This window comes from Streptomyces sp. NPDC034049 (assembly GCF_055575575.1).
The window spans coordinates 199,913-213,332 of the sequence record NZ_JBVISJ010000010.1; the positions used below are offsets into that span (position 1 = coordinate 199,913).

Annotated in this window: 11 protein-coding genes; 6 read left to right on the top strand and 5 right to left on the bottom strand. The window is 70.0% G+C overall.

Going from position 1 to position 13,420, the window contains the following annotated elements; translation table 11 throughout:
• Nucleotides 1-75: 75 nt before the first annotated feature.
• Nucleotides 76-2,289: a helix-turn-helix transcriptional regulator gene (locus ACZ52C_RS27670; protein WP_469077298.1), complete on the bottom strand. Its 2,214-nt coding sequence runs from the start codon at nucleotides 2,287-2,289 to the stop codon at nucleotides 76-78.
• 109 nt (nucleotides 2,290-2,398) lie between these two features.
• Here ACZ52C_RS27670 and ACZ52C_RS27675 point away from each other — a divergent pair, with 109 nt between their 5' ends.
• Nucleotides 2,399-3,085, top strand: coding sequence for an esterase/lipase family protein (locus ACZ52C_RS27675; RefSeq protein ID WP_469077299.1), 687 nt, complete (start codon nucleotides 2,399-2,401; stop codon nucleotides 3,083-3,085).
• Between the two features lie 119 nt (nucleotides 3,086-3,204).
• The gene (locus tag ACZ52C_RS27680; protein ID WP_469077300.1) at nucleotides 3,205-3,891 is read left to right on the top strand and encodes a class I SAM-dependent methyltransferase; all 687 of its coding nucleotides are present in this window, start codon (nucleotides 3,205-3,207) and stop codon (nucleotides 3,889-3,891) included.
• Here ACZ52C_RS27680 and ACZ52C_RS27685 read toward each other — a convergent pair.
• From ACZ52C_RS27685 to ACZ52C_RS27700, 4 genes are all read right to left on the bottom strand, one after another.
• Entirely contained in the window at nucleotides 3,860-4,234 is a 375-nt protein-coding gene (locus tag ACZ52C_RS27685; protein WP_469077301.1) for a fic family toxin-antitoxin system, toxin component, read from the bottom strand. The genes ACZ52C_RS27680 and ACZ52C_RS27685 overlap by 32 nt on opposite strands.
• 4 nt (nucleotides 4,235-4,238) lie before the next feature.
• Complete coding sequence (locus ACZ52C_RS27690) at nucleotides 4,239-4,478, bottom strand: toxin-antitoxin system HicB family antitoxin (RefSeq protein ID WP_220650197.1); 240 nt, start codon at nucleotides 4,476-4,478, stop codon at nucleotides 4,239-4,241.
• Nucleotides 4,479-4,595: 117 nt separating this feature from the next.
• Entirely contained in the window at nucleotides 4,596-4,946 is a 351-nt protein-coding gene (locus tag ACZ52C_RS27695) for a CU044_2847 family protein (RefSeq protein WP_469077302.1), read from the bottom strand.
• Between the two features lie 33 nt (nucleotides 4,947-4,979).
• Nucleotides 4,980-7,907 carry a CHAT domain-containing protein gene (locus ACZ52C_RS27700; RefSeq protein WP_469077303.1) on the bottom strand — a complete coding sequence of 976 codons (2,928 nt, stop codon included), beginning with the start codon at nucleotides 7,905-7,907 and terminating at the stop codon, nucleotides 4,980-4,982.
• Between the two features lie 184 nt (nucleotides 7,908-8,091).
• On the opposite strand from ACZ52C_RS27700, the gene ACZ52C_RS27705 reads away from it, so the two are divergent.
• From ACZ52C_RS27705 to ACZ52C_RS27720, 4 genes are all read left to right on the top strand, one after another.
• A complete protein-coding gene (locus tag ACZ52C_RS27705; RefSeq protein ID WP_469077304.1) occupies nucleotides 8,092-8,352 on the top strand; it encodes a hypothetical protein in 261 nt (86 codons plus the stop codon).
• Nucleotides 8,353-9,011: 659 nt separating this feature from the next.
• Nucleotides 9,012-9,875 carry an ABC transporter ATP-binding protein gene (locus ACZ52C_RS27710; RefSeq protein WP_469077305.1) on the top strand — a complete coding sequence of 288 codons (864 nt, stop codon included), beginning with the start codon at nucleotides 9,012-9,014 and terminating at the stop codon, nucleotides 9,873-9,875.
• A gap of 4 nt (nucleotides 9,876-9,879) precedes the next feature.
• On the top strand, nucleotides 9,880-12,450 hold the full coding sequence (locus ACZ52C_RS27715; protein WP_469077306.1) for an ABC transporter permease: 2,571 nt from the start codon (nucleotides 9,880-9,882) through the stop codon (nucleotides 12,448-12,450).
• A gap of 50 nt (nucleotides 12,451-12,500) precedes the next feature.
• Nucleotides 12,501-13,382 carry an LLM class F420-dependent oxidoreductase gene (locus tag ACZ52C_RS27720; RefSeq protein WP_469077307.1) on the top strand — a complete coding sequence of 294 codons (882 nt, stop codon included), beginning with the start codon at nucleotides 12,501-12,503 and terminating at the stop codon, nucleotides 13,380-13,382.
• Nucleotides 13,383-13,420 lie beyond the last annotated feature (38 nt).

Genomic DNA, 13,420 nt, shown 5'->3' on the forward strand with positions numbered 1-13,420 from the left:
GTCGTGGCTGATCGCGCCCCACGGCGGAGCCGCAGATGTGACAGCCCCGCGTCCCTGAAGGGGCGCGCCACAACCTCACGTCCCCGTCTCCCCCAGCAGCCGCACCAGCTCGATCCGCGATCTGATCCCCAACCGCGAGAACACGCCCCGCAGATGGTGGTCGATCGTGCGCGGGCTCAGCAGCAGCCGGGCGGCGATCTCCCGGTTCGTCGCGCCCTCCGCCGCCATGCGGGCGATCATCAGCTGCTGGGCGGTGAGGCGGGACGCCAGGGCCTCCGCGGCCGGTGCGGCGGCGGCACGCTCCCCGAGGGCGCGGAGTTCCGCGCGGGCCTGGGACGCGCAGTGCGGGGAGCCGAAGTGGTCGAAGGCCTCCAGCGCGCTGTGGAGGCGGTCGCGGGCCTCGGTGCGGTTGCGGAGCCGCCGCAGGGCGCTGCCGAACAGGAGTTCCGTACGGGCGCGTTCGAAGTCACGGGTGCCGGAGGCGTGCAGGTCGAGGGCGGCGCGATAGTGCTCGACGGCCTCCTCGCCGGTCGCGAGGAGGGCCCGGCAGCGGGCGCTGAGCGCGAGGTCGTCGGCGCTGCGGACGGTTCGGGCCCAGCGGTCGTAGTCGGCGTGCGCGGCGACGGCCACCCGGGTGTCGCCGGTGCGGACGGCGGCTTCGACGTAGTGCGGGGTGGCGAGGTGCCGGATGGCCCGGTGCCCGTGCCCGGGGCCGAAGCCGGCGAGGGCGCGCAGCCGGGCGGCCGAGGCGGCGTACCGGCCGGTGCTCAGGTCGAGGAAGGCGAGGGCGAACATGGCGAGCGCGGCGGGCAGTCCGAGGCCGCGTTCCAGGGCGTAGCCGCGGGCGGACTCGGCGCGTTCCCGGCACACCTGCTCGTCGCCGGTGACGGCGGCGAACATCGCGAGGGCGGCCTGGAGGTGACAGGCCCCGTTGTCCTGCCCGGTGGCGTACGCCTGGCGCAGGGCGTCCACGGCGGCGGCCTCGGCGGCCTTGGGGCGCCCGGTCCAGAACTCGGCGTAGGCACGGAACTCCATGGCCTGCGGCACGGTGACCGTCTCGCCGCGGGCCCGCGCGGAGGCGGCGGCGCGGGCGGTGGCGGTGAAGGCGCGGGTGTGGTCGCCGAGGAGGAGGGCGGCGATCCCGGCGTGGATGAGCTGGGTGGGGTCGCCGCCGGGACCGCAGCGCCCGGCGGCGGCTTCGAGGACGTCCCGGGCGTCGTCGTAGCGTCCCTCGAACGCGGCGGCGAGGGCGCCGAGGGTGCTGGGCGGGAGGATGCCGAGCCCGTCGGCGACGGCGGCGGCCTCGCGGCACCGGCGGAGGTCCCCGGTGTAGATGGCGGCCTCGGTGGCTCGTGCCAGCAGATGGGCGGCGCGGTCCGAGGCGGGGTCGCCGACGTGCCGGACGGTGGCGGTGAGCAGGGCGTCGAACGCCTCGGCGGCGTTGCCCGCGCGCAGGGCCAGCAGTCCGCCGAGGGCGTCGTCGTCGGTGGCGGCGACGAGGCGGCGGGCCCGGTCGCCGTCGCCGGACCGCCAGGCCTCGGCTGCGGCCTGGGCGAGCAGGGGCGCGCGTTCGGCCGGTTCGGGGGTGAGACCGGCGGCGCGTTCGGCGAGCGCGGAGGCGAGGGCCGGGTCGCCGATGGCACGTGCCACCCGTGCCGCGAGACGGAGTTCGGCGGCGAGGCGGCGGCTGGGTCCGAGGGCGGCGGCGGCCCGGTGCCAGGACCGGCCGGGTCGCTCGCCCTCGCCGCTGAGGACGGCGGCGAGGAGGCGGTGGGCCTCGCGCCGGTCGGCCATGGACGCGGACTCGTAGACGGCGACGCGGGTCCAGGCGTCCCGGAAGACGATGCCCTGGGCCGTGGTGTGCGCGAGGCCCGCCGCCTCGGCCGTGTCGAGGGGGCGGGTGTCGAGGCCGGCCGCGGTGACGGCACGCGCGTAGGCGTGGGTCGGCACCGGGTACTGGTCGGTGGCGGCGAGGAGCAGCAGGAAGCGGGTGTCGTCGGGCAGGGCCCGTACCTCCCGCCGGTGGGTCCGCAGCAGGGCGGGGGCCAGCGCCAGGGGCTCGGCGGGGAGCGGGTCGAGGCCCGTGAGCTGGCGCCGGGTGAGGGCGGCGGCGAGTTCCGCGGCGGCCCGGGGGTCGCCGTGGGCGGCGTGCAGCAGGCGTACGCGCACGCCTTCGGACAGCGTGGGCACGCCGGCCGTCGCTGCGTTCGGGCTCGGCCACACGTTCGTGGGGGGCGGTGGCGAGCGATGCGGAAGTTGTGGGGGGTTCACCGGAGTCACCACGCTCATCACGTTACTTGCGAGTTAACCGGCCAGTAAAGACCGGCGATTTCGCCGATGCGGCGCGCGTAGACCCCGCTGACACTCCTGACGAACCCCACCCGTTTCAGGAGGCACCATGCATCGCCGCATGCGCCGTATCGCCACGGCTCTCGCGACCGTGACCAGCACGCTCCTTCTGTCGCTCACCTTCTCGGCGTCCACCGCCCAGGCCGCCACCCACAACCCGGTCGTCTTCGTGCACGGACTGAGCAGTTCGTCCAGCAGTTGGGACGACTGGGTCGCGTACTTCAAGGCGGACGGCTACACCGCCTCGGAGCTGCACTCCTGGTCCTACGACTGGGGCCAGTCCAACGCCACCACGGCGGCCCAGCTGAAGACCAAGATCGACAGTGTGCGCGCCTCCACGGGCGCCGCGAAGGTCGACGTGGTGGTGCACTCCATGGGCGCGCTCAGCTCCCGTTACTACCTGAAGAACCTCGGCGGGACGGCGTACGTGGACGACTTCGTCTCCACGGCCGGGGTGAACCACGGGACGACCGTCGCCGGCTGGTGCCGGTGGCTCTACACGTCCTGCGGCGAGATGTACACCGGCAGCTCGTTTTTGACCTCGCTCAACTCCGGTGACGAGACGCCGGGCAGTGTGTCCTACGCCAGCTACTGGTCGAACTGCGACGACGCGCTCACCCCGGACACCACCGCGATCCTCAGCGGCGCGACGAACGTCGAGGTCGGCTGTGTCTCGCACAACGAGATGAACAACGACCACGGGGTGTACGAGCAGGTGCGCAACTTCATCGCCTGACCCCGGCCGACCCCCGCCGACCACCCGTCGCACAGTCGTTCCCCACGGCTGTGCGACGGGTGAGTCGGTGCTTCCCGGGGGAGAATCGCGGTGTCCGCCGCCCTCTCCGGGAGGTTCCCATGGTCCGCGCCCGCGCCGCGAAGGACGCCGTGCACCACCCCCTCTTCGCCCGGTTCTACGCCAGACTGAGCGTGTCGGCGGAGCCGAGGATCGGCCCGCTGCGCGACGAACTGCTCGCCGGGCTGTCGGGGCGCGTCATCGAGATCGGGGCCGGCAACGGCCTGAACTTCGCCCGCTATCCCGGCGCCGTCTCCGAGGTGGTGGCGATCGAACCCGAGCATGCGCTGCGGCGGCTGGCCCTGGAGGCCGCCCTGCGCGCCGAGGTGCCGGTGGACGTGGTGCCGGGCGCGGCGGAGGCGCTGCCGGTCAAGAGCGAGGCGTTCGACGCGGCCGTGGTGTCCCTGGTGCTGTGCAGCGTGCGGGACGTACGACGCTCGCTGAGCGAGGTGCGCCGGGTGCTGCGTCCGGGCGGTGAGCTGCGGTTCTTCGAGCACGGCCGGGGCGGCGGCCGGGCCATGCGGACGGCTCAGCGGGCGCTGGACGCCTCGGTGTGGCCGCTGCTGTTCGGCGGCTGTCATGTCTCGCGTGACCCGATCGACGCGCTGCGGGCCGCCGGTTTCGAGGTCGGGGCGGCCCGGGAGGTCCTGGTGCCCGAGCAGGGGCCGCGGTTGCCCAGCTCCTACTGCGTGCTGGGCCGGGCCCGGCGGCCGGGTCTCACTGACTCCACTGACGCAGCTCCCGCGTGATGTCGTGCACGCCGGCCTCACCGTTCTTGACCAGTCTGGCCAGTTCGCGCACCTGTTCGGCGGAGGTCACGACCTTGACCCCGCTGGCCACGAGGTAGCCGTAGGCGACGGCGGAGGCGAACAGCGCGTTGGAGCGCTCCAGCGCCGGTACGTGCAGGAGGAGTTGGAGCAGGGCGGCGGCCCGGGCGTGCGGGGTGTCGTAGACGGCGACGTCGAAGATCTGGGCCTCGTGCCGGGCGACGGCCGCGACGAGGGCGCCCCAGTCGGTGACCTGGGGATCGCCGGGCGTCTTGCGTTCGGCGACCATCAGGAGCCAGGCGAGGTCGATGCGGAGCTGACTCAAGGGATCAGTGACGTCCCTCGCGCCGGTTCTCGGGTTCGGTGCCGAACTCCTCGGCGAAGACCGCCTCGTACTGCTTCATGAAGTCGGCGGCGGACTCGACGAAGGTGTGGCCCGCCTCGCCGGTGTCCTGCCTGACCAGCTCCTCGATGTACCGGTTCACACTCATCCCGCGCTCCAGGGCTCGCTCTCGGGCGGCTCGGGCCGTGTCCTCGTCCACCCGCACGTTCAACTGGGTCTTGGCCATGCCTCGACGCTAGCGCCGGAGCGCTAGCGGGGGCAAGGGCGTCTGGCCCGGATCCGACCCGAGAACGCCCCTGGCCCACAGTTCGACGAGGCCCCGCCGCAGCGCACCAGCCCTGAACTACGTGGTGGGCCTGGGCTCGTTCCGCAACCAGGTGAGTGTGACATTGAAATTGGCGGTGGCGCTCGCTGCGGCGATGAAAGCACCCATCTCCGCGTGCAGGTTGAGGCCGAACTCGATTTGGATCTCACTGGGAGATTGCGCCGCGGATTGTATATGGGCCACGATCGCATGCATGGCGGGTTGCACACGATATATGGCGTCCTCGAACGAACGTTGAGCGCGTTCAGAGACTTGCGCACCGGAACCAGACCCAGAAATTCCGCGCGTAACCAACCCGTTCGACCGGTCTCCGACCTCGACGAGTACGGTCGTACCTTCATCGGTCGGGAACTCAACAAGTCGCCCCATCAGCTCTCCTCCTTTCCCGGAAAACCACTGGAACTATCGAATTGCCCACACTGTGACGGCGCGTCGGGTACCGGTCGCCAGGTGGGCGCCATCCGGACTGAACACCAAGGAAAGAACAGGATCCTCATGAAATATCTTGCAGATCAAGCGGGCGTCGGTCGCATCCCAGATACACGCCGCCCGGTCTTCGCCACCTGTGGCGAGCTGGGCGCTGTCGGGACTGAACGCCACTGACGTGACGGACGCCTCGTGGTCCAACTCGTGGACCTCGCCCGAGACCCAGAGTCGGGCCTTGGTGTCAACGCTGCAGCCGGCCGCGGCGCGTTTACCGTCCCGGCTGTAGGCCACCGAGTTCAAGAACGGGGTGTGATCTTCAAAGATGTTCACGGCAGAGTCCACGCCCCAAACGTGCAGCCCGGTCTGATCGGCCACAAGCAATCTACTGCCGTCCGCACTGAAGGTCACCGCCTTCACGCACTTCTGCTCGGACCAGAAGACCTGTTCGGCGGTCTCGGTATCCCAGATGCAGGCCAATTCATCAGCTCCGGTGGCTAGAGATGTGCCATCGGGACTGAATTCCGCTGCGGCCACTCCTCGCCCGACCGGCACCTGGAGCAGTTTCTCGCCCGTATGAGTGCTCCATATGGCGACACCTTTTCCGCTGCGGCCGACGAGACGCGTGCCGTCCGGACTGAACGCCACCAGGTACGGAGCCCGCTTCTGCCCTGTCCTGATACGCAACGGCTCACCACCGGACCTGCAGTAGACGCAAATCTGCGCACTCTCCCGGACGTCGACAGCCAGGTACTGTCCATTCGATTCCCACGCCAATGCCCCACAGGAAATGTCGATGTCGATGATCTTTTCAGGGCTGATGGGCGATGCATCACCACTTTCAGAGGCCGACCGGGCCGTCCTCAGACGTTCTTCGCACAGGCTGAGCCGCTGCTTGCTGTCCCTGAATCCCGCGCCCTCGACCGCGAGTGCGCCATAGAGATGGATCGCTTCGGCCCAGTCCTCGGTGAGTTCAGCTGCACGGGCCTCGCCATACAGCCCTTCGAGATACTCTGCCCGCTCTTCTTTTTCTACTTCTCGGCGAGCCCGAGTGGCCAGTCCGTCCGGATCGGCTACCGCCGGGTCCAACTGGTTGAGCTTTTCATCGACATCGAGTACGGCGTGCCACAGCCCTTCGCCCGCATAGGTTCGCAGTTTCTGCTGGAGGTGGGCGATGCGCTGGCGGTCGCGGCAGAAGTCACGGCGCCGGACCGTATTCGGGTAATCCGGGTCCTCCTGCAAAATTTGTTCGTAACACTTGATGGCGACTGACCAGTCCTCAGCCTGTTCGGCCGCAAGGGCCTGGTGGTACAGCCCTACCAGGTAGATTGCTCGTTGTTCTATCTCCAATTTTCGGTGAGCGCGTGTGGACAACCCATCGGGATCGGCAGCAGCCGGGTCCAGCCGGGCGAGTTCTTCACCGACATCGACCGCAGCCTGCCATCGTCCTTCATTCACCTGGGTGCGCAACTCCTCCTGCAGCTCGGCGATGTGCTGACGGGCGCTGCAGAGGTCGCGTCGCGCCACGGCATCCCGGTAATGCGGATCCTCCCGTATGACCTGTTCATATCGGCTGATCGCGGCGGACCAGTCTCCGGATTCCTCGGTCTTCACTGCTCGGGCGTAGAGCTCGGCGAGCTGCTCCTGCGTAGCCGCCCTACCGTGCAACACGATGGCCTCGCCATTGTTCGGGTCGAGGACGAGTAGGTCGTCGAGCAATGTGATGGCCTTGTCGGGGTGACCCTTACTCAATTCTTCTTCGGCCATGCTGTAAAGCGGCGGCACTTCTGATGACGGAGGAGGAAAGGTGAACGGAGCGTCGGCGTCGCCCCGCACGTACAGAACGGGCGTGATCCACTCCAACGACTGCCGGACGCCGAGTATGGAGACTCGTCCACTCTTCACGGCAGCGTCGACCTTACGACCGTTCGCCAGCGCGGTGTAGAACCCTTGCGTGAAGCGCAAAGACGCCTGGTCCGTGACCGAGAACTGCATGGCCACCACCGAATTCACTCCGCAATCCGCCAGGGTGGCTCCCACGCTTGAGAACCCTTGTCGCCTCCCCCCTTGGCCCGATGCGCACGAATTCAACACTATGAGTCGAGGTGCGGGGTAGGCCTCTCCTATGAGGGCTGCCAGGCTGGTCGCTTCTATCATGTCGGACTCGCCGTGCTCGTCCACCAGCGCGATCTGCCCCTGCTCCCCGTACTCGTCGTAGTAGCCATGGCCAATGAAGTGGAGCACGTGCCATTGGCCGTTGAGCAGTCGGGTCTGCAGACTCGTCCAGCTTGCGTCTGTCAGCCAGACCAACTCGACGAGGCCGGCAGCGATCTGTCCCCCGAGCGCCTTCTCCAACAGTTCGCGTTCATAGGAGGTGTCCAGCGCGTCGAGGTCACGCGGAGCGGCGATGACCGCCAAAATCCGCAGCGGCGGCTGCACAGGCAGGGGCAGAGGCGTGTGGGAGGCGGCGAGGTGTCTGACCATCGGCTCGCGCAGGCACACATAGGAGTCGGTGTGCGAGTCGAACAGGGCTTCCCAGGGGAGGAGTGTCAACTCTGGCGCATCCAACCGCAACACTATTTGCATGCGTTCCTGTCGCTCCTGTGCCAGGACCAGACTCGCGTCGTATGTTTTGGAGACTGGTCCGCTGAAGAGCGCGTCGAACAGTTGACGGCCCACCCGTCGCACGCGCCCCTCACATTGCACGCCGCGTTCGCGCGGCGGTGCCGCTGATCGCTCGCTGGAGCGCAGCACAGTGGTCGCCAGTTCACCGCGCTGAGCGAGCAACTTTTCAACGTCGAGATTCAGCGGCGCCCGGGGCTCCCCGCCGGCAGCTGCCTTCACGACCCGCACCTCGTACTCACGCGGGCGTAGCTTGCTTATCTGCAGTTCCAGGACAGTGGCCATGGCCACCCCGTTCCTGGCACACTCGCACGGCCGTACAGGGCTCGCGGAGCGACCGTCATGACGGAAAGCGGCTTGCCCCCATGTCTCCAGAATGCCGCGAGGTCGACGCGCCTGCACGTCGGCCCGATAACTGCATGCGGCAGCCCACCGGCGCTGTGTCACGGACGTCCGGCAGACCCTGGCCATGACGTTCTTGGTGGTGGTCGAGGGTGATGTGGGCGGACGGCGCATCGATCGCGAGGCGCTGACATCAGCGATCCGTGCCCGGTGGTATGAGGTCGAGATCGACTCGATTCACCGCAGTGAAGTGAGCAGCCTCGTATGGCAGTTTGAGACGGAGAGGGGTCCAGGTGAGGCCTGTCCGCTCGAGAACGGTACCTGCCTCTCCATGAACGTCCCGGAGGAAGACGCGATCTGGTGGGCGACACGACCGAGGCCGAATTGACCGACCTGGTCGATGCTGCGGGTTGATCTCAGCCCGGGGCGGCGAGCTGGGGGGCCATGACGGCGACGTCGTGCTCGACCCGACCGGCACTCGCATCATCGTGTCCCGGGGACGACCGCCCCCGGACCCGGACGTCCCCTCGGTGTGGCAAGACCGCCGATCCGGCCCTCCCCTCCACGCGTCCGTGCCGACACGGCCCGGCTCGAACGCAGCCCTGTGGCGATCGACCTGCCGACTCGGACGCGCGTCCCGCTGCCGACGGCGAACTCGCGCCCGAGAAGCCGAAGGGGCGCCGCTGCCGGCTTCGTCGCCGCCTACCCAGCCGCCTCGCCCGCCACCTGTCACCCGCCCAGAGTTCCCCTGCCCGCCCCGACCCGACGGTCCTGGAAGCACCCGACCACCGAGCGGACCTCCACGCGCAAGCTCCGAGTTCGCATCGCCGCGAGACAGCCGCCCCGTCGGCAGCGCCTCATGCGACCGACCGGAACGGCAAGGGCCCCTTGGCTCCGCCAATTGAGTGCCCCTTACATCGACCCCGAAAGCCCGACCTGCGGCGGAGGCGGGCTCGGACCTCTGGGGGATTTCGGCTGTGCCCTGGGTCACACTAGGCTCGGCCGAGAACGCCCGGAATTCGAACTGGTTCGAGCCTGGAGGCCGTTTTGTCCACTGCTGCCGCTGAGCACACCCTCGGCCGCGCGGAAGGCGACGGCATCGCCGCTCGCGCGCGGGGCCTGACGAAGGCGTACGGCTCGGACGAGACGGCGGTGCTCGCCCTCGACTCGGTCGACGTGGACATCGCGCGCGGCCGCTTCACCGCCGTGATGGGCCCCTCCGGTTCGGGCAAGTCCACGCTGATGCACTGTCTGGCCGGACTCGACACCGTCTCGGCCGGGCAGGTGTTCCTCGGGGAGACCGAGATCACCGGGCTCAGGGAACGCGATCTGACCAGGCTGCGCCGGGACCGGATCGGCTTCATGTTCCAGTCCTTCAACCTGATCCCCACGCTGAACGCGGCCGAGAACATCACCCTGCCCATGGACATCGCGGGCAAGAAACCCGACGAGAAGTGGCTGGACCAGGTCATCGACACCCTCGGGCTGCGGGACCGGCTGAAGCACCGGCCCGCGCAGCTCTCCGGCGGCCAGCAGCAGCGTGTCGCCTGCGCCCGCGCGCTCGCCTCCCGGCCCGAACTGATCTTCGCGGACGAACCCACCGGCAACCTCGACTCCCGCGCGGGGCTCGAAGTGCTCGGCTTCCTGCGCGAGGCGGTGGACCAGCTGGGCCAGACGGTCGTCATGGTCACCCATGACCCCGGTGCCGCCGCCCACTCCGACCTGGTGCTCTTCCTCGCCGACGGGCGGATCGTGGACCGGATGGAGCACCCCTCGGCCGAAGCGGTCCTGGAGCGCATGAAGCGGTTCGACACCGCCCGGGCGGCCTTCACCCCCGGGAGCGGGCCCACCACCGGGCCCGACACCAGGGCGGGCACCGGAACCACCGACGCCGACGCCGACGAGGACTGAGACCGTGCTCAAGGCGACCCTGCGGAGTTTCCTGGCGCACAAGGGGCGGCTGCTGCTGTCGGCCCTCGCGGTGATCCTTTCGGTGGCGTTCGTCGCGGGCAGTCTGATCTTCTCGGACACGGTCACCCGTACCTTCGACCGGCTCTTCGCCTCCACCTCGGCCGATGTGACGGTGGGCCCGAAGGACGACGGGCTGGAGGGCCAGATGCCGACCGGGGCGGTCCGGACGGTGCCCGCGTCGCTCGCCGAGCGGGCCGCGCGGATCAACGGCGTCGCGGAGGCCCACATCGACGTGTCCGTGGAGAACGTCACGGTCGTCGACAGCGAGAACGAGTCCGTGGGGCCGACGACGGGCGCCCCCACCATCGCCACCGACTGGCACCCCACCGACCGCAGCCCCGTGAAGCTGACCAGCGGAAACGCGCCCGAGGGCCCCGGTCAGGCGCTGCTCGACGCGGACACCGCGAAGAACAAGGACGTACGGATCGGGGACACCCTGACGGTCCTCGCCCGGCCGGGTTCCTTCGAGGTGGAGGTCGTCGGCATCGCCACCTTCACCACCACCAACCCCGGCTCCGCGCTGGTCTTCCTCGACACCCGCGTCGCGCAGACCGAACTGCTGGGCGATCCCGACGCCGCCACCGGCATCTCGGTGACCGCCGAGCAGGGGGTGAGCGACGACGTCCTCGCACGGCGGATCGCCGACGCGCTGGGGCCGACGGCGTACAAGTACGAGACCGCCGACGAGCAGGCCGAGTCGGCCGCCGCCTCGCTCGGCGGGTTCCTCGACGTCATCAAGTACGTGATGCTCGGTTTTGCCGGGATCGCGACGCTCGTCGGAATGTTCCTCATCGTCAACACCTTCTCCATGCTCATCGCCCAACGCACCCGCGAACTGGGCCTGTTGCGCGCGCTGGGTGCCGACCGGCGGCAGGTGCGGCGGTCGGTGCTGGCCGAGGCGGCGCTGCTCGGGCTGGTCGGGTCGACGCTCGGCCTCGCCGCGGGCATCGGACTGGCGTTCGGACTGATCGCGCTCATGGGCGCCTTCGGGATGAACCTGAAGTCGACCGAGATGGTGATCGGCGTGGGGACACCGGTCGCGGCCTACGTCGTCGGGCTCGGCGTCACCTTCGTGGCGGCCTATCTGCCGGCCCGCCGGGCGTCGGCCGTGTCGCCGATGGCCGCGCTCGCGGACGCCGAGATCGCCGGGGTGGGACGGCCGCTGAAGGTGCGCGCGGTGGTCGGCGGGGCCGTCGGGGCGGCGGGTGGAGCCGCGCTCGTGGGGTGCGCGGTGTCGTCGGACACGGGATCGGCGGCCTCCCTGCTCGGCCTCGGCGTGGTCCTCACCCTCGTCGCGACGGTCGTCGCGGGCCCCCTCCTGGTACGGCCGGTCGTCCGGGTGCTGGGCGGGGCGTTCCCCGCGCTGTTCGGCTCCGTGGGCCGGATGAGCCAGCGCAACGCCCTGCGCAACCCGCGCCGGACCGGGGCCACCGCCGCCGCGCTGATGGTGGGGATCGCGCTGGTCGGCGGCATGTCCGTGGCCAGCGCGTCGATGACGAAGTCCTTCGACCAGGAGATCGACAGGACCCTCGGTGCCGACTTCGTCGTCCAGAACCAGAACTTCCAGCCGTTCCCGCAGGAGGTCACCGACAAGGTCCGCGCCACCGACGGCGCCGGCCTCGTCGTACGGCAGCGGTTCACCCCGGTCGCGGTACGGCTGCCGGACGGCGACCGGGTCGAGACGACCGCCGCGGCCTACGACCCTCGGCTCGACGAGGTCGCGAACGTCACCTACGCCCGGGGCGACAGCGCGGCCGCGCTCGCGGACGGCGCCATCGCCATGGATGTGGAGTTCGCGCGGGAGCACGACGTCGAGGTCGGCGACACGCTCCCGGTGCGGTTCCCCGCCGGGAGGAACACCGAGCTGAAGGTCGGCGCGCTCACGGACCAGGACAGCGCCGAGGGGTTCGGGATGCGCGGCGGGCTGTTCTTCGGGACGGGCACCGTCGAGACGTACGTGCCCGACGGGCAGGACTCGGCGCTGTACGTCAACGCCGGATCCGGCGTGGGCGCCGACGAGCTGCGCGCGAACCTGGAGCGGACGCTGGAGGCGTATCCGCAGGTGCAGGTCCGCGACCAGGCCGACTACAAGGAGCTGGTCCGGGGCCAGATCGCCGTCCTGCTCTACCTGGTCTACGCGTTGCTGGGCCTGGCGATCGTCATCGCGGTGCTCGGCGTGGTCAACACCCTCGCTCTGTCGGTGGTGGAGCGCACCCGGGAGATCGGGCTGCTGCGCGCGATCGGGCTGGCCCGGCGACAGCTGCGGCGGATGATCCGGCTGGAGTCGGTGGTGATCGCCGTGTTCGGTGCCGTTCTCGGGCTCGCGCTGGGGCTGGTCTGGGGCGTCTGCGTGCAGCAGGTGCTGGCCCTCCAGGGGATGAAGGCGCTGGCGATCCCGTGGGGCACGGTCGTCGCCGTGGTGATCGGCTCCGCGGTCGTCGGCGTGGTGGCAGCCCTGCTGCCCGCGCTGCGGGCGTCCCGGATGAACGTGCTGGCGGCCATCGCGCACGAATGATGTACTCGCCGGTGTGCCCGACTCAAGTCCCTTTCGAGTGAGGAGAGTTCATGCCGCGCCCGTTCCGTTTCGGAGTCAACCTGCTCAGCCCCACGTCGGGCGGGGAGTGGCGCGCGAAGTGCCGCCGCGCCGAACAGCTCGGCTACGACGTGATCCTGGTCCCCGACCATCTGGGCATGCCGGCCCCGTTCCCGTCCCTGGTGGCCGCGGCGGAGGCGACCGAGCGGCCGCGGCTCGGCACCTTCGTGCTGAACACGGGCTTCTGGAACCCGACGCTGCTCGCCCGTGAGGTCGCCACCACGGACGCGCTGACCGGCGGCCGGCTGGAGCTGGGACTCGGCACCGGGTACGTGGCGGCCGAGCACGAGAAGGCCGGGCTGCCGTGGGGGTCGCCCGGCGAACGGGTCGACCATCTGCTGCGCACGGTCCAGGAGTTGGACCGGCTCCTCGATTCCGACGACCACCAGCCGCGCCCCGCGCAGCGGCCCCGGGTGCCGCTGCTGATCGGCGCCAACGGTGACCGGATGCTGCGGCTCACCGCCGAGCACGCGGACATCGCGGCGTTCACAGGCGCGCGGACGGTCGAGGGCGGGAAGCTGGAACCGCTGACCGCCGAGGAGCTGGACGAACGGGTCGGCCGCTACCAGGAGTTCGCCGCCGGGCGGAAGGAGCCCGCCGAGCTCAACCTGCTGGTCCAGATCGTCGAGCTGACCGAGGACCGCGCCGCCGCCGTGCGGCCGTGGCTCAGCCACCTGCCGAACCTCAGCGAGGAGCAGGTCCTCCAGCTGCCGCTGGTCCTGGTGGGGACGCTGGAGGAGATCGTCGCCCAGGTGCTGGCGCAGCGGGAGCGGTACGGCTTCTCGTATCTGACCGTCCTGGAGCCGAACATGGAGGCCTTCGCGAAGGTCGTCGAAGCGCTGCGGGGCAGGTGATCCCGCCCGGCCCGTCCGAATCCTGGAATTCCCGGTCG